Origin of the sequence: Archangium violaceum (assembly GCF_016887565.1) — a bacterium.
Classification (GTDB): Bacteria; Myxococcota; Myxococcia; order Myxococcales; family Myxococcaceae; genus Archangium; species Archangium violaceum_B.
On the sequence record NZ_CP069396.1, the window covers coordinates 6,788,014 to 6,810,710 of the forward strand.

General features: G+C 69.8%; 12 protein-coding genes. 2 read left to right on the forward strand and 10 right to left on the reverse strand.

Going from position 1 to position 22,697, the window contains the following annotated elements; genetic code table 11:
* Nucleotides 1-18: 18 nt before the first annotated feature.
* Both JRI60_RS27335 and JRI60_RS54615 read left to right on the forward strand, forming a co-directional pair.
* On the forward strand, nucleotides 19-2,091 hold the full coding sequence (locus JRI60_RS27335; protein ID WP_204218820.1) for a CHAT domain-containing protein: 2,073 nt from the start codon (nucleotides 19-21) through the stop codon (nucleotides 2,089-2,091).
* Complete coding sequence (locus JRI60_RS54615; RefSeq protein ID WP_204218821.1) at nucleotides 2,088-5,585, forward strand: LpqB family beta-propeller domain-containing protein; 3,498 nt, start codon at nucleotides 2,088-2,090, stop codon at nucleotides 5,583-5,585. Before JRI60_RS27335 ends, JRI60_RS54615 begins: the two co-directional genes overlap by 4 nt.
* A 9-nt stretch (nucleotides 5,586-5,594) precedes the next feature.
* Here JRI60_RS54615 and JRI60_RS27345 read toward each other — a convergent pair whose 3' ends face one another.
* The 10 genes from JRI60_RS27345 to JRI60_RS27385 form a co-directional block, all read right to left on the reverse strand.
* Complete coding sequence (locus tag JRI60_RS27345; protein ID WP_204218822.1) at nucleotides 5,595-6,065, reverse strand: NUDIX hydrolase; 471 nt, start codon at nucleotides 6,063-6,065, stop codon at nucleotides 5,595-5,597.
* Entirely contained in the window at nucleotides 6,062-6,193 is a 132-nt protein-coding gene (locus JRI60_RS54620; protein ID WP_275439003.1) for a hypothetical protein, read from the reverse strand. Before JRI60_RS54620 ends, JRI60_RS27345 begins: the two co-directional genes overlap by 4 nt.
* Nucleotides 6,194-6,542: 349 nt before the next feature.
* Nucleotides 6,543-7,154: a hypothetical protein gene (locus JRI60_RS27350; RefSeq protein ID WP_204218823.1), complete on the reverse strand. Its 612-nt coding sequence runs from the start codon at nucleotides 7,152-7,154 to the stop codon at nucleotides 6,543-6,545.
* Between the two features lie 7 nt (nucleotides 7,155-7,161).
* Entirely contained in the window at nucleotides 7,162-8,802 is a 1,641-nt protein-coding gene (gene sitA5 / locus JRI60_RS27355; RefSeq protein ID WP_239469751.1) for a SitA5 family polymorphic toxin, read from the reverse strand.
* Between the two features lie 377 nt (nucleotides 8,803-9,179).
* Nucleotides 9,180-9,767 carry a hypothetical protein gene (locus tag JRI60_RS27360; RefSeq protein WP_204218824.1) on the reverse strand — a complete coding sequence of 196 codons (588 nt, stop codon included), beginning with the start codon at nucleotides 9,765-9,767 and terminating at the stop codon, nucleotides 9,180-9,182.
* Nucleotides 9,768-9,781: 14 nt separating this feature from the next.
* Nucleotides 9,782-11,230 (reverse strand): hypothetical protein, encoded by a 1,449-nt coding sequence (locus tag JRI60_RS27365; RefSeq protein ID WP_204218825.1) that lies wholly within the window; start codon nucleotides 11,228-11,230, stop codon nucleotides 9,782-9,784.
* Nucleotides 11,223-13,523 (reverse strand): AAA family ATPase, encoded by a 2,301-nt coding sequence (locus tag JRI60_RS27370; RefSeq protein ID WP_204218826.1) that lies wholly within the window; start codon nucleotides 13,521-13,523, stop codon nucleotides 11,223-11,225. Before JRI60_RS27370 ends, JRI60_RS27365 begins: the two co-directional genes overlap by 8 nt.
* Complete coding sequence (locus tag JRI60_RS27375; RefSeq protein WP_204218827.1) at nucleotides 13,520-16,975, reverse strand: AAA family ATPase; 3,456 nt, start codon at nucleotides 16,973-16,975, stop codon at nucleotides 13,520-13,522. Before JRI60_RS27375 ends, JRI60_RS27370 begins: the two co-directional genes overlap by 4 nt.
* A complete protein-coding gene (locus JRI60_RS27380) occupies nucleotides 16,972-20,319 on the reverse strand; it encodes an AAA family ATPase (RefSeq protein WP_204218828.1) in 3,348 nt (1,115 codons plus the stop codon). Before JRI60_RS27380 ends, JRI60_RS27375 begins: the two co-directional genes overlap by 4 nt.
* Nucleotides 20,320-20,366: 47 nt before the next feature.
* A complete protein-coding gene (locus tag JRI60_RS27385) occupies nucleotides 20,367-22,646 on the reverse strand; it encodes a hypothetical protein (RefSeq protein ID WP_204229490.1) in 2,280 nt (759 codons plus the stop codon).
* Nucleotides 22,647-22,697 lie beyond the last annotated feature (51 nt).

Here is a 22,697-nt window from a genome sequence, read left to right on the forward strand (position 1 = left end):
TGCTATCCTCACCGGTGCATGCCAAGAGTCGAGAGGAATCCGTGGCTGGAGATCACCATCTCGCGCGTCGGTTCCGAGACGCGGATCTCGGCACGTAGCAGCCGCGAGGAGAATCCTCCGTCACATGCCCTCGACCCGTCCTTCTCCCCGGAGCTCCTGCGGGGCTTCGCCACGAACCTGAAGCGAGCAGTCGAGGAAGCCGGACCCATCGAGCCGGGGCTCCTCCGACAGGCCCACGCGTTCCACGAGGCGATCTTCCGGGGGGATCTCCAGCGGACGCTGTCGCGGTTGCACGAAGCGGCGGACGACAGGAAGGTGCTGTTGCGCCTCGTGCTCCAGGACAGCGAGCTCAAGGCCTTCCCCTGGGAAGCGCTCTGCGAGCCCAGGACGAACCGCCATTTCCTGGGCAACTCGCCGACGCTGTTCCCCGTCCGGGGAGTCCATTCCGGGGAACCCTGGCAGGCCCGCGACGTCGGCAGGGGCGTGCACCTGATGGTGGTGGCGCCCTCGGATCTGACCGTGCACGAGCCCCTGCGGCTCAAGCTCCAGGAGTCCATCGAGGCCGGGGAGCTCACGTGGCTGGAGCCCATCGCCGGAGTCAGCGCGAGCGAGGACTATCTCTTCGAGCGACTGAGGGACGAGCGGGAGCTGCACATCCTCCATTTCATCGGTCACGGGCGCGTCCAGGAGTCGACGCCCCAGCTGCGGCTCGTGGATCACGATGGCCAGGAGCACTGGCTCGACGTGGAGCTGCTGGCCCAGGAGATCAAGCAGCTGGACCGGAAGGATCTCCGGTTGATCGTCCTCGAGGCCTGCCGGGGAGCCGAACCGGGGCCCCTGGCCAGCGCGGCGGAGCTGCTGGTGCAGCACGGCATCGAGGCCGTCATCGCCTACCTGTGGCCGGTGGATGCCAACGTGGCCCGGCTGTGCTCGTCCGCCTTCTACAAGGCGCTCACCAGCGCGGCGAAGCAGCAGGGCGACGTGGCCCAGAGCCTCAACGTCGCCAGGCGCATGGTGCTGAGCAAGTCCCCGAGCGGCGCCGCCGCGTTCTCCCCCGTGCTGTACCTGCGCGGCAGCAACCCCGTCCTCTTCAACTTCAAGCGCCGCAAGCTCTCCCCTGCTCCGGCCCCCACGACGGCTCCGGCGGAGCGCTCGTTCATGCCCCCGGCCCTCCAGGGGGTGCTGGGGGAGCGCTTCTCGCTGGTGCTGGGAGACCGCTGGAGGAACGAGCGCCCCTTGCTGGAGCAGTTTCGCGAGCGTCTCCAGCAACGGCTGAGGCGGGATGCCCAGGAGAACCCGCCTCCCGGACTGCCGATGAGCGCCCTCACCCAGCGCTACGCGCTGCGCTTCAACAAGAGCGCCCTGGAGGTCGAGTTCCGCGACATCTTCGAGAACATCGCCCGCCACTCTCCGCTCGTCGAGGCGCTGGCGCGGTGGCTCGTCCCCGGCTTTCACCTCACCCTGCTGCGGCTCCCGGTGCTGGAGCTCGCGCTCGCGCGGAAGCAACCGGGACGGACGATCTGCACCCTCCAGCCCTCGGGGCCGGGCGGGTCGCGGATCCGGGTGATGTGGCGCACCGCCCACCAGGGTGACGGTTGGAAGAGCCTGCACCTGCCGGCGCCGGGACTGACTCCCGAGGACGGTCAGCTCCAGGAGCTGTACCAGGCCATGAATCCCCGCCAGTCCATCGTGGTGTTCCGCCCCTACTGTGGCTACCCGCTCAGCCATCCCCTGGAGCTCGAGGAGCCCTTCCTCACCGAGGACGACTATCTGCTGGGAGGCCGCAGACTGGAGGACTGGCTGCCCCCGGATCTCGCCACGCCCCTGCTGGCCGCGCTGCGCAACCAGCCGGCCCTGCTGCTGGGCTTGTCCATGTTGACCTGGCACCACCGGATGCTGCTGCACCGGCTGTTCGACGGGAAGAAGCTGCCGACCCGGAGCCTCGTGCTCCTGGAGCCCGGCGAGAAGGAACAGGTGTTGTGGGAGCGGGGAGATGGTCTGCCCAGCAAGCAGGGCGTGCGAGCCCTGGAGCTGGGGGACGCGGAGCTCGTCACCCAGCTCGAGGCCCATGCGCCCCAAGAGGTCCCATGATGCTCGCTCCCGCCACGGGCAATGGGATCCTCCTCAATCCCTTTCCGGGCCCCCAGCCCTACCGCACCACGGATCGTGACCGCTTCTTCGGCCGCGAGGAGATGACCCAGCGGCTGGTGAGCCACCTCCTCGCCTACTCGTGCACCACGCTCTCCGGTCCCTCGGGGGCGGGGAAATCCTCGCTGGTGCGCGCCGGGGCCATCCCCGTCCTGGAGGAGGAGCACGAGCACCGCACCGTCATCATCGACGGGTGGCCCGCGGACAAAGAGCCCCTGGACTGGCTCGTCGAGTCCATGTGCGACCAGCTCGATCTGGAGGGGAGCCGCCACGGCCAGGAGGCACTGGACGAGGCCGTGCGCCAGGCGTTCCTGGGCTCGGAACAGACCATCCTGCTCTACCTGGATCAGCTCGAGCAGCTCTTCTTTCCGCTGCGAGATCCGAAGAAGGTGGACGTGCTCCTGGAGCGCCTGGCGGCACTCACGCGGCAGTCGGCCCCGAATGTGAGGCTCCTGCTGGCGCTGCGCGAGGACTACCTGGGGCCCTTCCGGGAGCGGGCGCGGGGACACCGGGTGCTGCTCGAGCATGGGTTCCGGTTGGGCCCGCTCACGGTGGCGGAGATGCAGAACGTGGCGTGCCGGGCCGCGGCGGCGGGCAGGCCGGCCCTGACCTGGGCGCCCGAACAGATGCGGGAGCTGATCCTCCAGGTGCGGACCCCCGGGCAGGAGAAGTCACCCGAGGCGGAGGTGCAGGCGACGTACGCGCAGATCGTCTGCCGGGCCCTCTGGGAGGAGGAGGTGCGGGGTGGAGATCAGGTGGTGCTGATCGAGGCCGCGCCGATCCTCAATCGCTACCTGGAGTTCACGTTGGACGAGCTGGGGCCACTGCGGGCGGACGCGGAGCGGCTGCTGGAGGAGCGGCTGATCGACGAGAACGGCGGCCGGACGCTGCTGATGGAGAACCAGGCGCGCGCCGCGTTGCCGGCCAGCAGCGCGCAGCAGGTGTTGGCGCACCTGGAGAAGGCGCGGGTGCTGCACGCGGAGGAGCACCAGGGCAGCCGGTACTTCGAGCTGGGGCATGACTGGCTGGCGAAGAAGGTGCTGCAGCTCAAGCGGGAGCGGTTGCGGTGGGAGTGGGAGCTGGCGCGGCAGCAGCGGCAGGAGGCCGAACGCAGGCGGCGCGAGGAAGCGGAGGCGCGGCGCAAGCTCCAGGAGCACCAGGAGCGCAGGCAGCGGGAGGAGGAGGAGAAGCGCAGGTTGAAGGAGGAGGCGGACCGGAGGCTCAGGGGAGAAGCGGAGCGGAGGCGGCGGCTTCAGCTCATCGCCACGACGGCCTCCACGGCGGCACTCGTGCTGTGCACGCTGCTCGTCTGGATCTGGATGCAGACGAAGGTCTCGGATCAGGCCCGGCAGGACGCGCTCGCCCAGGCGGGCCGGACGCACGAGCTGTTCCTGCTCGCGGGAGCCCGGGAGCTGGTGAGCCGCAACCAACCCGCCCTGGCCTCGAAGCTGCTCCTGGAGAGTGACCGGCCCGCGGACATCCCCGGCTGGATGGAGCTCACCTATGAGCTCCTGGCCGCCTACCCGCCCGAGCTGACGCTGGGAGGGCTTCAAGCCCTGTCCGCCACGTTCAGCCCTGATGGCTCGTATCTCGTCACCGCCTCGGAGGATGGCACGGCCCGCGTGTGGAGCGCTGGCGGCTCGGGCCCCATCGTGGTGCTCCGGGGACATGAAGGGCCCATCCATTCGGTCACGTTCAGCCCGGATGGGCGGCGCATCGTCACCGCCTCGGAAGATGGCACGGCCCGGGTGTGGAACGCCGATGGCTCGGGAGCCCCCGTGGTGCTCCGGGGTCACGAGAGAGGTGTCACCTCCGCGGCCTTCAGCCCGGATGGGCTGCGGATCGTCACCGCCTCGGAGGATGGCACGGTCCGGGTGTGGAGCGCTGGAGGCTCGGAACCCCCTCGGGTGATCCAGGGGCATGAGGGCATCGTGCACTCCGCCGCGTTCAGTCCGGACGGCCAGTCCATCGTCACCGCCTCCGAGGACGGCATGTCACGGGTGTGGCGTGTCAGCGACTCGCGACCCCACCAGGAGCTCCGGGGACACGAGTGGAGTGTGCACTCCGCCGCGTTCAGCCCGGATGGGCGGCGCATCGTCACCGCGTCCTGGGATGGTACGGCGCGAGTGTGGAGCACGGATGACTCGGTGGCTCCGGTGGTGCTCCAGGGACACGGGGGCTGGGTCGTCTCCGCCGCGTTCAGCCCGGATGGTCGGCGCATCGTCACCGCCTCCGAGGACGGCACGGCCCGGGTGTGGAACGCCGATGGCACGGGCGCACCGGTGGTGCTCCAGGGATACGGAGGGAGTGTCCGCACCGCGGCTTTCAGTCCGGACGGCCAGCGCGTTGTCACCACCTCCCGGGATGGCGCGGTCAGGGTGTGGAGCATCGAGGGCCCGCGCCTTCCCCTACGGCTCCAGGGACATACGGGGCGGGTCGTCTCCGCCGCGTTCAGTCCGGTTGGGGGACGCGTCATCACCGCCTCGGAGGATGGCACGGCGCGGGTGTGGCGCACCGATGGCGCGGAGCCCCTCGCCGTGATCCAGGGCCACGAGGGAAAGGTCTACTCGGCCGCATTCAGCCCGGATGGGCAGCGCGTCGTCATCGTCTCGGAGGGAACGGCCCGGGTGCGGCGCGCGAATAACGAGGGGACGCCCGAGGTGGAGTTGCGGAGCCAGGAAGGGAGGATCCTCTCCGCCGCGTTCAGCCCGGATGGCCAGTCCATCGTCACCGGCTGCGAGGACGGTGCGGCACGAGTGTGGAGCGCCGATGGTTCAGGGCACCCGGTCACGCTTCGGGGACACGAGGGCCGGGTCACCTCCGCCGCGTTCAGCCCGGATGGGCAACGGATCGTCACGGCCTCCGAGGACGGCACGGCCCGCGTGTGGCACACGAACGGCGAGGGACCCCAGGTCATGCTTCAAGGGCATGAGGGCCGGGTCACCTCCGCCGCGTTCAGCCCGGACGGGCAGCGCATCGTCACGGCCTCCAGGGACGGCACGGCTCGCGTATGGAGCGCCGATGGGGTGGGCACCGGCGTGGTGCTTCAGGGACACGAAGCAGGGGTCTACTCGGCCGCGTTCAGCCCGGATGGGAGACGCATCGTCACCGCCTCCGAGGACGGCACGGTCCGGATATGGAGCACCGATAGCGCGGGAACGCCCGTGGTGCTTCGGGTTCATGGGGGAGTCGTCTACTCGGCCGCGTTCAGCCCGGATGGCCAGAGCCTCGTCACGGCTTCCGAGGACGGGGTCGCGAGGATCTGGACCCTGTCCATTCCAGTGCTCCAGCAGGCACTGCGGAAGGTGAGCACCGACTGCCTGCCGATTGGCTTGCGCCGCACCTATCTCGACGAGGACGACACGAAGGCCCGGCGACAATATGAGGCCTGCGAGCAATCATACGGCCGCCGTCCTTTCTCCAGACAGACGCCTTGAGGCTCCACCTCAGACTTCCTCGTCGGGCAGGAGCGTGCGGAGTAGCTCGTCGTCCGGACCAAGCGGGCGCCAACCGGGAGGCGGCGGCGTGGCGAGGAGCGCATCGCCGACCTGGTCGACACGAGCCTTATGGGTTACGGGGGTGTAGGTACTCCAACGGGCGAGTGCGTGGGCGATATCGAAACGGTTGGTGTCGTCCAGCACGGCCGGCCAGCCGTTCGGAAGGTGCTGAGACAGCTCGCGTACGAGTTGTTCGCGCACCAGGCGTGTGACCTGATTGCGCTGCTCTGCCTCGATGAGCAACCCTCTGAACACCTGCATCCCGGCGACGTCGTCCTCGCCAAGCTCCTTGGCCAGTTCCACCAACGAGGCAGTGGGGCGCGCCTGGGCAAAGGCGGTGAGCGAATCATAACCAAGCTCGCGGACCCGCTCATACAGGCGGGCCTTCCAGTTACCCAGCCAAGCATGTCCTTCACTCATCGTCCTCTCCACGGGGTGAAGTTCATCGGGATGTTGTATTCCTTCATATACCCCGCGACGACTTTCAGGATCTCGCTCGGCTTCAACATCCGGCCAGCCCTGGTCTCTGCTTTCTGCAGCGCCTCCATGATCATCTGGTTCCATTCGCCGGGCCATTTGCGATCTAAGCCATGTGAACCTTAGTCCACATGGCTTAGACACCCGGCGGAGCTCGCCCTTCGATGCTGCCAGAGGAATCCGTTCCGCGAGCAGCCCGCATCTCGGGAACCTACGTACCGGCGAGCTCCTCCTCGTTGTCGGGCACCTGCCCGGGAAAGGCACGCAGGCTCTTACGGATGCGAGAGCGCGTGATGACCAGGCTCGCGCGCGCACGCTCGACGGCCACGTCGAATTCCTCATTCTCGGCCTGCCTAAACTCGAGCGCGCCGCACATCACCGCCAAGCGCGCGAGCGCACGGATTGGCCCCACCCCGGACCCTACATGAAGATCCCAGGCGCCCCCTCGAGGGCTGCGCGCAGCTCCTCGACAGTTGTGTCGCTCTTCTTCGCAATGGTGGGCGCGTGCCACGCCGACGCGACCGTGCCCTTTGGCGGATCGCATACCGTCCTGATGACGGAGTCAAAGGACCCAGGCCACCCGCGCCGCGCCAGCTCCGCCGCATGCCGGCGTGCGTCCAGGAAGGTGAAGCACGGCCAGCGCGGCAGCCGAATCGAAGCCATGTCGCAATTGAAGAAGCGGCACCCCTCGAGCTGCGCCTCGGAGAAGTCGCAGTCGTCGATCCCACCCGCCCTCCACCTCTCGTCCACGTCCTCGCGGAAGCCGAAGTCATTGCCGGTGTAGCTACCCTTAAACCGGCACCCCTTCAGCTTCATCGTGGCCCACGGCAGGCCCTTCAGCTGGCCCTTCGCCTGAATGGTGCAGTTGACGAGCTGCCCTGATACCAGGCTCAGTGCGCGCCGCGCGGCACTGATGATGACCGTGCAGTCGCGCAGCGTCAGGTCGGGGCCGAGCCAGTAGAACGGGCCTTTCAGCAGCTCCAGCCGCTCGCCGATGATCTCTCGCTTCTCGTAGTGGATGTTGGGAGTCACGAGGACCTCAGAAGAAGATCATGCGGAAGAATGTGCTGCCCATCCGGCGCCCGTGCAGCGCGAAGTTCGACTCGGTGCCGGACAGGATTTCGTAATGGTAACTCTGTCCGCTCGGGCCCGTGATGTCGACGCCCCGGCTGTTCCACGACAAGCCCGGGAAACGGTCCTTCACCTGCGCCTCGACCCATCGCCCTCGCGCCTGGCGCTCCAGGAGATTCACACGATGCTCCAAGCCGCGGCGCCGCATCCTGTCGATTGCCCGCACTTCGTCATCCGACAGCATAGCCCGGGACCACCTAGCCGCTTCCTCCCTCACGGCAGCCTGCAGCTCGTCGCCCAGCCGGTCCTCCGCCGGAATGTCCCTGTAACTCTTGCCTCGCGGGAGGTGCCACCGCTCCCCACTGCTGAGGATGACCTGCTTGTTGCCACCGCGGTGCTGGATGGCCACGGTGCCCGTGTGCCCTCCACCAACTCCCGAGCTACTGCTCCGCGCCAGGACGTTGATGCCAACCGGCGCCTGCGGGGAGGTGAGGACGACGAGGGCGCGGCTCTGCTCCACCACAACCTCCACCGCGGCCGCCTCCTCCATGGCCACCGCGACCGAGCCCTCCATTCCCTGGGCGGCCCACTGCGCCTGCATCTGGCTGAACCTCGGCAGCGAGCGAAGGTGCGTCGCCACCTCGCCCAGAGTCCGCCCGGTGAGAGTGGCCACCGCGAGGATGAGGGCCCGGGCCGCGTCCGTCCCTATGCGCTTGTCGAAGGCCTCGCCGGCGTCGCGCAGCTCCTCGAAGGTGGTGGCCTCGTGCGCCGCGTGCGCCATGCTGGCCCACCCGTCCATGAGGCCCCACATGGCGTCCACACCCAGCCAGGCCAGCAGCACCACCGAGAGCGCGGCCGCCACTGCCTTCGTGCTGGGCTCCGGTAGCAGCCAGAGCGCCAGGTACAGGCCCGCGGCCCACACCAGCGAGGAGAGCAGCGCCTGCGGGCTGAGTTCGCGTCCGAGGGCCGCCCGCGTCTCGTCGAGCACACCCCCGAAGGCCAGGGCGAGCGCCAGGGTGCGCCTGTCGTCCGTGCGCAGGTAGGGCCCGTCCGTGAAGAGGCCAAGGCAGTCACCGCCGCCCCGTAGCTGACACCACCGGAGGTATTTCTCCTTGAGCGCCGCCTCGGCCTCGGGGACGAGCGAGCCCTTGTCGGTGAGGGGCACCAGCGCGAGAACCCTGTCCCGGTACACCTCGGCGAGCAGCTCCTCCTCGGGCATGGCCTGCAGCAGCCCCTGGGCGGCCTCCTGGGGCGTTCCGTGCACCTGGTGGTGCTGGAGGAGCTGCGCAACCGCGCGCTGGTACTCCTCCCGCGTGACGGCCAGCACCCGCGTGCTGCCGCGCGCCTCCACCTCGGCCGCGTACACAACAAGCACCGGCTGCAGCTCCCTCGGCGCCGAGCGCGCCTCGCTCTCCGCCGCCTCCTCCCCCGCGCGACCGCCCCCGGCCCCTCTCCCCGCCCCGGGCCCCTGCGTGGCGCAGGCCGCGTGGAGAAACAGGACAATGAGCCAGAGGGCCCCGGCCGGCGCCCAGGGTGGCGGGCTCCGCCGGACATCGAGCTGCGTTCCGCCGCCCTCCCCCACCGCAGGACTCGGGTGCTTCTTCAACATGGCGCTGGCCTCCCCCAGGAGCATCAGCCCCAGAGGATAGGATGCAGGAAGGCCAACCCTACAGGGGGGGGGGACGGGCCCGCAAAGGCCCGGAGTCTCGTCTCTTCGCGGCACCGCCGAATGGGCCACCGCTCGCGCCGCTCGCGGGGAGCCCTCAAACTCTTCACCCCGCGAGGCGCCGCCTCGCCTTCCGCAGCCCGGAGAACGCGCATGGCAACCCTGTATGACACCGCTGGAGCCGAGATTGGACGAGTCAGCGTTCACGGCACAGTTGGCGGCGCCCACCATCATCGTCCTGGCGCCGCCGTCATTCGTAACCCAGAGGGCTGCGTCCTCCGCTTCGACGGCGACGGCTCTCGCGTGGAAGAGGGCGGCGACTATCGGGTCGACCTCGGAGATGGCAAGACGGTGCAGCTCCGCGTCTCAAGCGTGTCCCGGGCCGGGGGGACCTGGCTGCTCAGCTGCGACGTATTCAGGAAATCGAGCCATGCGGCGAGAAGGAGGGAGCCGAACATGGCTGCCTGGAGCCGTGGGCCGGTGAGGCGCAGGAGGGCGAGTTCCATGTCCGGGTCATCCACCTCCGAGGCAGCGTCCGCCAGCGTGGTGGCGCCACCGAGCGCGGCGTTGCTCCATCGCAATTGCTGTGCGCCATAGACGACGTAGCGGCCAAACAGACCATTGACTCGACCGCCGATCCCCGCCTGATTGGCCGCGAGTTTGGAGAGCGAGCCGGCGATACGGTGGGTGGAGCCTGATACGTCATCGATGGCAGCATGGACCGCCCGACGGGTCAGTGTGGCGCTCCGCCGCCCAGACTCCACGGCGTCACGAGGGACCGCGGTCAGGACGCGCGAATGTTCGTCGCTCACCCCTTCCACCCATTCGTGCGCTGCGGCCACGCGCGGCGTGTAGCCCAGATTCTTCGCCCGACCGGGCGGTGGAGTCAGCCCTACGACGAGCGTCACGGCTCGCATCACTCTCAGGCCGTCTTCAAGGGAAGCCGCACCGCCGGATCCCCCAGCAGGATGTAGCCACGCAGATCATTGCGCAGCATCCAATACCCACCGAGCCTCGCGGGATTCACCGGGTCTGGCTTGTGCCGGACGGCCGCGTCCTGTCGGAGCTGGTACAGCGCCATCAGGGAGTCGTTCACCTCCCGGTAGAAGCGCATCAGCGCATCGAGCGCGACGCCCGCTCGGCCTCCACGCGCCAGGGTCTCCAGCACGGAGAGGAACCTGGAGGCACGGCCGCGATGCAGGTTGTCCGGGTCGGAGAACCCCACGGACCAGGCCAGGTCACTGTGACCGATCACCGCCAGCGGTCCGAGAGGGTTGGCCAGTGCGGCCTGGGGCAGCGCCGCCAGGAAGGGCCGCTGTCCCGGCTGGGGCAGGCACCGCAACACGTCCTCGGGAGACCCCGGGTACGCCCCGGCCTGGGCGAGCATCTCCAGCCACGCATGGAAGGCGCTGACCGGCGGAGTGGCGGCCCCGAAGCACGCCAGACAGAACCAGATGCCCTCCGGCAGGAAGGGCGTGCTCCGGAGCATGTCTCCGGACAGCACCTGACCGGACCCCAGGCTGAGCGCTCCCTGCATCGCCCATTGCCGCTCCACCGACGACCACCCCCATGGGGGCGCCCCGAGGCCATGAGAGACCGTGAGCATCACCCCCGCGCGCGCCCGCCCCGCCGCATCCACCAGCTCGTCGACACCGCCGCTCCCGTACGGAACGCGCTGGACGCGAATCCCCGGATGCTTCCGCTCCCACTTCGTCTTCATCGCCTCCAGGCACGGCTGCACCAGCAGGCGCTCTCCCCACTCGGTGGCGCCCGAGCCGTCGAGCGCCGTGTAGAACAGGGACTCGGGCAGCTCGGCGGCTTCGCGTGCGTGCTCACTGGCCAGCACCTTCCGCGCATAGGCGGCATGGCCCTCGAGGTCCGTCCCGCCCCCGGTCCCGGAGAAGTGCAGCCGGCCCACGAAGGCGCTGTGCACGAGCACCTGCTGCAGCTCGATGGACACCTGATGGAGATCCCCGAGCACCAGCAGGTACCGGGGCCGCTCCTCCTCGGGAACATCCTCGGCGCGGTATTCGGAATCCCTCCACCGGACCGCCGCCTCCGCGTCCATGCCGGGAGGAACCCGGTACCGGCGCGCACAGGCGCCCTGCTGGCGTTCCCGGTGGCGGATGAGCGGCTCGAGCGCCTGGAGCATCTCATCCCCTTCCCTGCCCTCTGGCGCGATCACTCCCCAGCGTTGCGCGGCCAGGTCGTTCGGATCCCCGCCGGGCGCATCGAGCGTATGCGCCTCCACGCGGCGCGGGAGCTGGCCGGGCTTCGGGCTGTCCCAGACCGCGCGGAACTCCAGCCCGGCCTTCAGCACCGGCGCTTGCTCCTCCGCGTCCGCCAGAAGCAGATGCAGCCGTTCAGTCATCGAGCACCGTCGCGAGGGCCCGGTACTCGTGCCGCAGCATCCGCTCGGCCTGGGTGCCGGCGACGACCACCGGGAGCATCGCGCCCTCCAGTCCGGAATCCGCCGAGAGCCTCACGGCGATGGGGGCCATCACCCTGGCCTCGATGAGCCGCTTCAACGGCCGAGCCCCCAGCTTCGGATCGTACCCGTGACGGGCGAGCCAGGCCCGCGCGTCCGGCTCCACCACCAGCCTCAATCGGCGCCGCAACAGCCCCGCGCGTGAGGCCGCCTTCTCCAGCTCCAGGTCGACGATGCGCAGCACGTCCGCCTCCGACAGCCGGCGGAACGGGATGACGTGATCGATCCGGTTGAACAGCTCCGGGCGGAACGCCTGACGGATGGCGCGCAGGAAGTCCTCCGCGCCGCGCTCGGCCCCGAAGCCCGCGGGCTCCGACTGCTCGACGCCGAGGTTGCTCGTCATGCAGACCACCGTCATCCGGAAGTCCACCAGCCGCCCGAGGCTGTCGGTGAGTCTCCCCTCCCCCAGGATGCCGAGCAGCAGATCGAACACATCCGGGTGGGCCTTCTCGATCTCGTCGAACAGGACGAGGGACAGGGGCTGCTGGCGCACGCGCTCGGCGAGGCTGGTGATGCCGGGGCCCACCTCCATCAGCCGCTGGGCCGAGCCGGGCAGCATGTACTCGGACATGTCGATCCGGATCATCCGCTCCTCGTGTCCGAACAGCGTGCGCGCGAGCTGCTTGGACAGCTCGGTCTTCCCCACGCCGGTGGGCCCGGCGAAGAGCAGCGTGCCCACCGGCTTCTCCGGATCATTGAGCCCGGCCTTGAAGCGCGCGAGCACTCCCGCGGCCCGCTCGCAGGCGCGCTCCTGTCCGATGACGCCCTGCTTCAGCTGCGCCGCGAGCGTGGTCTGCTCGGCGGGGATCTCATCGCTGATGAGCTGGAGGGGCAGTCCCGTATAGCGGGCATAGGCCTCGGAGACGTCGCGGGGATAGAGCGTCCGGGCCTTGCCGCGCTCGCCCTGCTGCTCCAACCAGTCGAGGAAACGGAAGGCCTTCCCGGGGAACAGGGTGTCGCGCTGGAACGTCTCCAGGTGGCCGACGAGCTGCCGCAGGCCCAGGGAGTGGATGCTCACCCGGCTGTGCTTCACCGCCTGGTAGCGCTGCATGAGCGCCGGCATCTCCGAGGCCGCGGGCTGCTCGATGCGAATGACGCGGAAGGGCCGCAGCGCCTCGGCGAAGCGCCGCTGGCAGCGCTCGAACTCGGCCTCGGAGCACTCGGCGATGAGGGAGATCTCCCCGCTCATCGCGGCGGGCAGGAGCAGATCTCCAATGGACGATCCGTCCGGCTGGGGCGCCAGGAGGGACGTGAGCCGGTCCACGTAGAGGTAGTGGTTCTCGTACGAGAGCGCGTCGATGATCTTCAGGCAGCGCTCCTGCCACATGCCCAGGTAGACCATTCCGGCCACGATGCGCTCGGCGCTGGTGCGCCAGATGTTCGGCAGACGAGCCTCCTTGTCCTCTCGCCGCCGCTCCGCGATCACCCGCGCGAGCCTGAGCACCTGGCTCGTCTTGCCGACTCCGGGCCCTCCGACGAGGAGGAGCGACTGCGGCGGCTGGCGCTTCGCGTAGGCGAGCCAGTCCGCCAGGGAGCCGCCGTCATGGACCAGCGATGGCTGCCTGCTGCCCAGGGCGCGCGACGTCAGCTCCTCGCCGATCTGATCGAGCACCGGAGGCGGAGGCTCCTCGCCGGAACCGCGCTTCTCTTCCAGCTCCAGCCCCCCCGGATCCCAGCTCCGCACAAACTCCTCGCCCTCGTGGCGGAAGTCGTAGAGTCCCTTGGGCTTCTCACCGAGCAGCGCGGTGGTGAGCGCGTGCTGGAGCACCTGGCGGGCGATGGAGAGCTCCTCGATGACGAACGACCAGCCGAAGCGAGGCACCCGCACGCGCCAGGCTCCGCTCTCCATCTTCCCGTAGACGTACGTCAGCTTCAGCGGGACGAGCGCCTTGGAGATGATCGGCCGCTTCTTGTGCACGGTCTGCGGGTGGACCTCGACCGCGATGGTCCGGGCCTGCAGCTCCTCCTCCCACAGGAAGCGGTTGATCGCCGTGGGGTCGTCGAGCAGCAACTGCCGCACCCGTGTCTCCAGGAGCGCCTGGACCTCGGACTCGCTGGTGCCGTAGGCGGACGGAGGGGGCTCGTCGAAGAAGCTCTCCCAGACGGGCAGGAGCTGCCCGGTGAGCCGGCCGTCGTGGTGGGTGGTGAAGTAGACGCGAAGGCTCTTGTCGCTCATGGGTTCTGGCTCATCCGAAGGCGCCACAGGGTGGGCAGGGCATCCGCGAGGTGCTTGACGCGGTGGCTGCCGCTGTAGGTGAGCAGGTAGTCGTCGATCTCCATCACCGACACCGTGCCCTGACGGGAAGGCGGCTCGAAGCGGTAGGCGCGGACGACGGGAGCGGCCGACTCGGGATCCTCGGGCAGCGGGCTCGCGCCCTCCTGGCGCGCCTTGTGGAAGGCCCGGAGCTTCGCCTCGTGCAGCTCGAGCAGCCTCACGGGCTCCGGCGCGTTCTCCTCGTGCACGCGGACCTTCACGATCTCCGGGAGCCGTCCCGAGGACTGCCAGACGTGCAGCCCGGCCTCGCCCTCGAAGAAGGGCCGGATGCCCGGCCCCACCAGCTTGAGCGCGACGTGCACCGGCTCCAGGAGGGAAGCATGCAGGAACTCCCGGAGCTGCCGGAGGCCACCGGACACCCGGGCCCCTCCGGGGAGGTGGGCGGCGAAGCCCTCGATCTCCCCGCGCGAGCCGGCATAGGCCTCGCACAACCACTCGGTGAGCAGTGAGCCCTCGGCCGCGCCCTGCCGCCACTGCCCGAGCGGGAGCAACTCCAGCGTGACCACGTGCTGGGCGGGGCTGGAGAGACCCCGGAGGATGCGCTGCAGGAAGTACACCTCGGCCAGGGCGTCGAGCATCTGCTCACGGGAGACGACCTTCGCTGGCGCGAGCGCCCGCCGATCGAAGATCCGGATGCGATCCACACCGCCCTTGTAGTCATCGTGCACGGCGCGCTCCATGACGCCGAAGCGCTCGACCTCGATCAGCTCCCGCGCCTCGTCCTCGGGAGCCCGGGCGAAGGACTCCAGCTGGGCCGCGAACTCCTCCAGGAACATCCGCATCGAGTCGAGGGTGTAGAGCGACGCGGCGTGCTCCCGGTCTCCGGCCTGGAGCCGCTCGAGGTGGAAGCGGACCTGCTCGGACAGCGCGCCGAGGTCCGTACTGAGCCGCATCCGCTGCACTTCGTCGCGCGCCTCGATCATCTTCTCGCGCAGCTTCGCCACGGGCAGGGACAGGAGCGGCTCCAGGGCGAACCCCTCGACCGCGGGCTCGCGGGGGACGAGCGCGTCGGCCTGGACGGCGAAACCGCCCTCACGGGTGTAGAGCTGGAACAGGCGCATCAACGCCTGGGGTCCACCGATGATGGCCTCGGAGAGGGCCTGACCTACCTTCTCCTCCAGGTAGCGCTTGAGCGGACGGGCACCCAGGTGGGCATCGAAGGACTCCTCGACGATGCGCCGCTTCACCGCCTCGTCGGCGGACACGAAGATGTTGCGGGACGTCAGCCCGTGCCGGGACAGCAGCCGCGCGAGCTCCTTCTCGACGACCTTCTCGCCCGCCTCGCGCGAGAGCGGCGAGAAGTGCACGATGCGGTCGATGCGGTTGAAGAGCTCGGGCGGGAAGAACTCGCGCACGGCCCGGTCGGCGTCGAGCGCGAGCGCTCGCGCGTCCGGCTCGCCGATGCCCACCGCCGGCTTGCGCCGGGCCCCGAGGTTGCTCGTCATGACGATGACGGTGTGCGTGAAATCCGCCGTCTCTCCCGAGGCATCCGTGAGCCGGCCCTCGTCGAACGTCTGCAGGAGCAGGTTGAGGAGCGAGGGGTGTGCCTTCTCGATCTCGTCGAGCAGCACGAGCGAGAAGGGCTGCTCGCGGATGAGGCGCGTCAGCCGGCCCTCGGGCTGGAACACGTCGCCGGTGAGGCGGGCGACGGCGTCGGCCGTCTGGAACTCGGCCATGTCGAGCCGCACCAGACGGGACGCATCGCCATACAGGTAGCTGGCCAGCGCGCGGGTGAGCTCGGTCTTCCCGGTGCCGGTGGGTCCGGTGAACAGGTAGACGCCATAGGGCCTGCGGGGATCGGTGAGCCCGGAGTGGATGCGCGCGATGAGATCGCACGCCTCCTGGACGGCCTTCGGCTGGCCCATCACCTTGCGAGAGAGTGCCTCCTGGACGTCCTCCGGATCCAGCTTCGCCTGGGGGTGGAGCAGGAAGTCCGGCAGGCCCGTCTTGCGAGCGAGGTGGGTGAAGAGGTCGTCGATCCCGATCTCCGGGCCCTGGGCCCCCCGATCGGTGGCGAGCTCGCGCAGCAGATCGATCGCCTTGCCCGGCAGCGCGGCGCCAGGGAAGAGCGTGCTGGCCTGCTCGAGCAGGATCGGAAAGAGCGAGGGAGACCAGGAGACGTGCTGCCGGGCCTCCAGCTCGCGCGCCTCGTGCAGCAGCATCCGCAGGGTCTCATCGGTGCTGGTGGGACGCACGTGGAGCTGGGTGAAGAGCGCGGCGAAGGACGGGGCGTCGGACTCGAGGCGCTGGAGCTGCTCCGGCGTCACCGTGCCAACGAGGGTGATCTCCCCCCGCGAGAGCGCTCCCTGGAAGAAGAGCGCGAGATGGGTGTCGCTGTCGCGCGAGCGGCCGATGCGTCCGAAGGCGTGCAGATCCTCGACGAAGAGGATGCGGCGCCCTCCCCTGGCGTCCTCGAGCAGCTTCTGGCAGCGCTGCTCCCAGTCGCCCACGTAGCTCATGCCGGCGATGATCCGCTTGCCGGCGATGGACCAGACCTCGGTCACCTTGTCCAGGTTGCGGTGGGTCTGGAAGCCATCGGCGTCGAGCTGATCGGCCACGAAGCGCTTGAGCAGGGTGCGCTTGCCGGCGCCGGGAGGGCCGACGAGGAGCACCGGGGTGCGCCGCTCGCCCCCGAGCAGCAGCTGCAACTGCTCGCGATAGGGCACACGAGGCATCCCAGTCTCGAGCGAGCCCTCCGCGGCCTGGAGGGTGAGGTTCGTCCCCAGGTTGTGGAGCACCTGGTTGCCCCCGCTCGGCTTCTTCTTCTTCCCGGCCGGGTCCTTGAGCTCCAGATCGTCCCAGGGCCCCTTCTTCTTTCCGAGCTCGTCGAGCAGCGACCTGGGCCGGGCCACGAACGCGAGCGCCTTGAGGCTGTCCTTGCGGTTGGAGCGCAGGGACTCGTGCTGGTACGGCTCCAACCGGGCCCAGGAGCGGGTGAAGAAGAGCTTCGCCTGCTCCTCGAGGCTGGCACCCGGATCGACCGGGAACCACTCGTCCTGGCGCGCGGGGTGGTAGGCGATGGTCATGAGCTCGCCGCGCGTGCGGAAGCGGGGCTCGAGGATGAGGGGGAAGACGCCGGACAGCCGCCGCGTCTCGGCCGCGGTGTGGACGCGCTTGAAGTCGAGCTCGAGCTGGATGCGCTCCAAGCGCAGGCCGCGCGGGAACTGGAACCAGGTCAGGTCCCGGACCGGGAGCTCGCCGATGATGCCGCGCAGGTCCTCCACGAGCTTCTGCTGGAGCTTGACGGTGCTCCTGCCCTCGCGGCCCCGGGTATGGGGGCCGAGCCCGAGAGTGATCCAGCGGAAGGTGCCGGAGGCGTCCCGGCTCTGGTAGACGGCGAGGGTGAGGTTCATGACTTCGCCCCCCGGAGCACATCGAGCGCGAAGGAGAAGCCACTCTCGGGGTCGAAGCTCCCGGCCTTTTCGAGGTGGAGGATGTGTTCGAGGAGGATCAGCTCGAGTTCCTGGAAATAGTTCCGGCCGCCGAGGTGGAACTGGCGCGCGCCATCGCACAGCGAGAGCTCTCCCTCGGGGAGGTGCTCGCGGGTGGCGGACATCAGCCGGAGCTCCTTGAGCGGGGGCTGGGCCGGTGGGGCGATGGCTGGCAGCTCGAGCTCCTTCTCGTGCAGGAGGGTGAAGGTCGCCACGGGCCGGATCGTGAGCATGACGGCCTCGTCCTTCTCCGTGGGGGGGAAGCGATGCAGTCCGGCCTCGAGCGCCAGGAAGGCTCCGGCGTTCGTCCCGTTGATCGAGAGCAGCACCTCGTGGAAGGTGCGTGAGGGGTCGACGAGTGCCCGCCGCAGGTCCTCGGTGTTGAGCACGTCACCCCACTTGCGCGTGCGCTCGCTGCCCTTGCCGATCTCCGACAGGCGGCCGCCGACCGACCAGCCGCGCCGGGGCGCGTCCGCGAGCAGCGGCAGCAGCCAGTGCTCGAGCGCCCGCGTCTCACCGGCCTCCTGGAGGATCATCGTGAGGGCGTCACGCCGGGGTTGCAGGGAGAGCAACAGGGCCGGCATCAACCGGCGGAGGGCCTGGCTCTGCTCGTGGGCGTCCTCGACGAAGGGCGTGGCGTCCTGCTGCTCGAAGAGGGCCATGAGCGCCAGCTCCTCGGCGGCCACGAGCGCCGAGCGCAGCTTCTGGGCCTGGGTCCAGAGCTCCTCCAGCCGGCTGTGATCGCTCTGCAGCTTGCCCACCGGAACGGCCTCGGGGCCGCGCGGGTTGCGGTCCCCCTGGGAGAGCTGGGCCACGAGGAAGGCGATCTGTTCCCGCAGGTGCTCCACCGCGTCCAACCGGAAGAGCGCGTCGAGGGTCCGCCGCTCCGACTGAAGGTCGCGCACCAGGCTGAGCTGGCTCCGGGCGGACCTGGGGCTCCCCCGGGTCAGCTCCACCGCGACTCCCTCCGGGCGAGGGGCGATCACCAGTCGCCCGCCCTGGGCCTCCGGCCCCGCCGAGGAGAGCGCGCGGGCGATGGGGACGACGAGCTGCTGATCCAGGTGCCGCCGCATGGCGCGGGCGCCATAGGCCTCCTGGTAGCCGGATGCCGCGAGCGAGGTGGTGATCTCCGGCGGCACGTGGAGCGAGATGCCCCGCTGCAACAGACCGCGCCGCAGCCGCAGCCTGTCCACGCCGAGCCGCGCCACCTCTGCCGCCTGCTCGGAGGTGAGCGCGTGGAAGGGAATGAGCTGATCGATGCGGTTGACGAACTCGGGCCGGAAGTGCCGGTGCACCTCGCGCAGGTAGTACGAGGTGTCGTCCACCTCGCTGGCCCCGATGCCCAGCGGGTTGCGGCGGTGCGCCACCCCGAGGTTGCTCGTCATGATGATGAGCGCGTTGTGGAACCAGGCCGTCTGTCCGCGCGCATCGGTGAGCCGCCCTTCCCCGCACACCTGCAGGAGCAGATCGAACACGGCCGGGTGGGCCTTCTCGATCTCATCGAGCAGGAGGACGCAGAAGGGCTGCTGCCGGACGCGCCGCGTGAGCAGCCCCTCGCCCTGGGCGTTGCCCCGGATGAGACGCTCGGCGGCCCAGGCGTCCATGAACTCGCTCATGTCGAAGCGGAACAACCGCTCGGACGAGCCGAAGAGGAACGTGGCGAGCAGCCGCGCGAGCTCCGTCTTCCCCACGCCGGTGGGGCCCACGAAGAGGAAGGTGGCCAGCGGCTTGCCCTGGGGCTGGAGTCCCGCCTTCACCATGCACAGCGTCTCCACGACGCGGCGCACGGCGAGCTCCTGGCCGATGAGCTGGCGGCGGAAGTGCGCCTCGACCTCGGCGGCGAGCAGTGCCCGATCCTCGCGCAGCAGGAACTCGGGGACACCCGTCTTCAGACTGAAGAGCGAGTACACCCGCTCACGGGTGAGCACGGGGGCCTGGCCGTTGCCCGTGCGCTCCTGCTGGAGACCCGCCCGCATCTCCTCGTACAACCGCAGGGCCTTGCCCGGGAGCGCGCGGCCCGGCAGGTAGCGCTCGGCCAGGTCCACGAGCGGCTCCACCGCGTCATCGGCCAGCGTGGGCCGGGAGGACTCCGCCTTCCGCTGCCAGGTCGACCGGGCGCGCAGGGCCTCGCGGGTGTGGCGCACATCCAACGGCTCCAGACGCACGCGCCCGAGCACGGCGAAGAGTCCGGGGTGCCGGCTCTCCAGCAGATCCAACGCATCGGGGGTGAGCTCGCCGAGCAGGCGCACCCTGCCCTCCTCCAGGAAGGGCTTCATCGCGCCGGGGATGTCGATGGACTCGGTGGAGTGCTGCGCGAGCAGCTCGCCGAGGTTCTCGAAGTAGAGGACGGCATCGAGCTCCTGCGCCGCGCGCATCACGCGCAGCACGCGCTCCTGCCACTGGCCGAAGCCGGACATGCCGGCGATCAACCGCGAGCCACTCGTCGCGTATACGCGCCGCTGGCGGCCCACCTTCCGCTCCGCGCGCAACCACGCGAGGAGCAGCTCCGTCTTGCCCGAGAGCTCCGGGCCGACGAGCAGCACACCCTGCCGCTTCTCGCCGCCGAGCAGACTCGACAGCAGGGCGAGCTCGGTGTCCCGGCCGATGAGCGGAGGTCCATGCCGGGCCTCGTCGCGATCATGCAGCGGGGTGGAGACGGAGAGAAGCACCTCGTGCGCCTGCTCGCGCCTGAGCTTCTCCTGCTGCTTCTTCTTCGCCTGGCGGCTCTTCTCGCTCGCGTCCTGGCGCCGGAGCTGGAGGTGGAGGGTCTCGAGCGTCACCGACTTGGGTGGCAGCAGCCGCAGGTACTCATGGGCGGTCGGCTCGCGAGCGGCGAGCAGCTGCTCCACGTCCGCGCGGACCGTCTCCCGGACGTCCTGGTTCCTGCCCACGTGGACCGTGTGGTCGAGCGCGGGGACGAAGACCCAGAGCTCCTCCGCCAGGGGCACGACGATCGTGGCCAGCTCGACGGTGGTGGGCTTGACGAGGCGCTTGGGGAGATCCGCGCGAGGCGCGAGGATCTCCAGCATCTCCAGCCGCACCTGCGCGGGGAGGGAGAAGCGCGCGAGCTCCTCGGGCTCGGCGTGGGACAGGTGCTCCTCGAGGAACAGGCGCTGCTCGGCGAGACAGGCCTCGCGGGTGGGGGCGTGGCTCGTCAGGGCCGGCGCGACCACGGGGAACACCTGATGGTCACCGTTCCACAGTTGCTGACAGAGAAGCGGAGTAGAGAACTCGAGGGTCCCGGACGCGGCGTCGGAAGGGGCCATGTGCCCGGCATCCTACGCCGCGAGTCCCCCTCCGTTCACCTCGCGTGTCAGCGCAGCGTCGCGGACAGGGAATACGGGCCCGCCGAGCCGGTGAACCCGTCCACCCAGAGGTAGTACCTCCCAGGTGGCAGCACGCCGGTGGAGAGCGTCGCGGGGGAGTCCGCCGCCGGGGCCGCCACGCAGGCCTGCTCGTCGGCGCCGCAACTGGCGCGCAGGTAGAGCACCGGCCGCAGGTACGGGCTCGTGGACGTGACGGTGGCGTCGAGGCGCCGCGGCTCCGTGAGCTCGAACACGTAGGCCACGTCCTTGCCTCCGGTGCCGCCGCATGAGCCCTGGGTGGTGGAGAACGCGGTGAAGGTGCTGCCGCTGGCCGTCGCGGTGGCAGGCCCGCCCGTGTCCCCGCCCGAGAAGACGAGCGGAAGGGGGTCCTGGCAGGCGGGCCGCGTCAGCGAAGCCCAAAGCGAGTACGCACCGCCGCCCGAATCCGAGTCGACCCACAGCTGGTACGTTCCGGCGTTCAGCTCGACGGCCTCCACCCCCTCATAGGAACGGCTGCAGGCCACCTCCACGTCCGACGGACACGCTCCGGAGCGCAGATACAGGGTATGGCCCTGACTCGTGGAAGCGCGGAGGTTCAGCGTCGTGGACGTGGTGAACGTGTAGACGTGATCGCCGCCGCCACCGCCGCAGCTCGCGCGCGAGTTGCCGAAGCGGGTGGACAGGTCGCCCTGGGCCCTGGCATCGCCGCCGAGCGAGCCCCCGGAGAACACCAGGGGCTCGGGGTCGAGGCACGAGTCCCCCAGGGAGGGAGGCGAGAGGGAAGCCGAGAGGGTGAACGGAGTCCGGGCGCCCGAGGAGTCGTTGTCGATCCAGAGGTAGTACGTCCCGGGCGGCAGCTGGCCCAGGGCGAGGCCATTGGCGCCGCATCCGAGCTCCTGCCCGGTGCAGGTGGCGCTCCGGAGGGAGAGGCGTTGGCCGCTCGCGCTGGCGCGGAAGTCGAAGGGCTTGGAGGTCGTGAAGGTGTAGACGAGATCCGGCTGGGCCGACGAGCCGCACCCGGGGGTGTTGTTGTCGAACGTCCCCTGGAGGGAGGTGGTGACCGTCGCGGTCCCGCCCTCCTCCCCTTTGGAGAAGACGAGCGGCCTGGCGCTCGCGCACGTGTCGCCCGGGATGGGGTCGGAGAGGTGCGCGTACAGCTCGTACTCGTCCCCGGGCGTGTCACGCCAGAGGTAGTACGTGCCGGGCGCGAGCTCCTGCTGGCGGATGACGCTGCTGTTGCCCGCGCTGCTGCTGCACGCGAGCTCACCTCCGCCACAGACGGAGCGCAGGTACGTGTCCCCCAGGAAGACCTCCGCGGACACGTTCACCTCGAGGTTCTGCACGCGGTCCACCGTGAGGCGGTACACGTGATCCCCGCTGGACGTCCACGTCTCGCAGCTCCCACGCGTTTCGTTCGACCAGCGCGTGTCCGCCACCGAGACATTCGCCTCGCCCTCGCCGAACGGCAGCGGGATGGGGGCGCCGCAGGACTCACCCACGGCCGCGCTGGCATTGACGGTGAGCGAGTACGACCCGGCGGTGCCCGGCGCCCCATCCACCCAGAGGTAGTACTTCCCGCTCGATGCAGCGGGGATCACCAGCGTGGCGGTGCCGCCCGCCGTCCCCGCGGCGACGCAGTACTTCGGCGTATCGCACAGCTCGCTCATGTAGACGACGGGCTTGAGTCCACCACTCGTGAGGGGCGCGACGGTGACGACCAGCTGCCCGCTCGAGGGACCCTGGAGCAGGTACGTCACATCCCGTCCGCCGAACCCTCCGCACGGACCGGCGCCGCGATCCTCGTGACCGGAGGTATCACCCACCACCTGGGCGCCACCGTCGATTACCTTGATCGGAATGGGATCCGCGCAACCGTTGCCCGTGGCGACGACGCCCGCGTCCACTCCGCTGTCCGGAGGCTGCCCCGCGTCCACTCCGCCGTCACCGCTCCCCTGCCCCGCGTCAGGAGCGTTGCCCGCATCTGGAACGTTGCCCGCGTCAGGAGTCGTCCCCGCGTCTGGCGGAGTGCTCCCGGCGTCGGCCACCGCCGCGCATGCACCGTCGACGCACGCCCTGCCGGCGCAGCTCTGGCATGCATTCCCGCTCTTACCGCACACGGTGAGGGCCGTGCCCGGCATGCACCTGCCGTCCACACGACAACAGCCCTCGCAGGTGGAGGCACAGGAGGAGGTCGGCGGGGGAGTCTCATCGGGGCTCGGGCACGCCTGGAGTGAGAACGCGACCAGGACGAGCCCCAGAAGGCGCACCAGGGCGCTCCGGAGTCGCATGAGCTCATGCTCTCCGGTCACCCGCCGGTACGTCCAGCCCCCCTGCCCGTC

Bases quoted from the DNA above. Each gene is read 5' to 3' on its own strand.
- JRI60_RS27375 (WP_204218827.1), bottom strand. From the start codon at position 16,975: ATGAACCTCACCCTCGCCGTCTACCAGAGCCGGGACGCCTCCGGCACC.
- JRI60_RS54615 (WP_204218821.1), top strand. From the start codon at position 2,088: ATGATGCTCGCTCCCGCCACGGGCAATGGGATCCTCCTCAATCCCTTT.
- JRI60_RS27385 (WP_204229490.1), bottom strand. From the start codon at position 22,646: ATGCGACTCCGGAGCGCCCTGGTGCGCCTTCTGGGGCTCGTCCTGGTC.
- JRI60_RS27370 (WP_204218826.1), bottom strand. From the start codon at position 13,523: ATGAGCGACAAGAGCCTTCGCGTCTACTTCACCACCCACCACGACGGC.
- JRI60_RS27365 (WP_204218825.1), bottom strand. From the start codon at position 11,230: ATGACTGAACGGCTGCATCTGCTTCTGGCGGACGCGGAGGAGCAAGCG.
- JRI60_RS27335 (WP_204218820.1), top strand. From the start codon at position 19: ATGCCAAGAGTCGAGAGGAATCCGTGGCTGGAGATCACCATCTCGCGC.
- sitA5 (WP_239469751.1), bottom strand. From the start codon at position 8,802: ATGTTGAAGAAGCACCCGAGTCCTGCGGTGGGGGAGGGCGGCGGAACG.
- JRI60_RS27345 (WP_204218822.1), bottom strand. From the start codon at position 6,065: ATGAGTGAAGGACATGCTTGGCTGGGTAACTGGAAGGCCCGCCTGTAT.
- JRI60_RS27380 (WP_204218828.1), bottom strand. From the start codon at position 20,319: ATGGCCCCTTCCGACGCCGCGTCCGGGACCCTCGAGTTCTCTACTCCG.
- JRI60_RS54620 (WP_275439003.1), bottom strand. From the start codon at position 6,193: ATGGAGGCGCTGCAGAAAGCAGAGACCAGGGCTGGCCGGATGTTGAAG.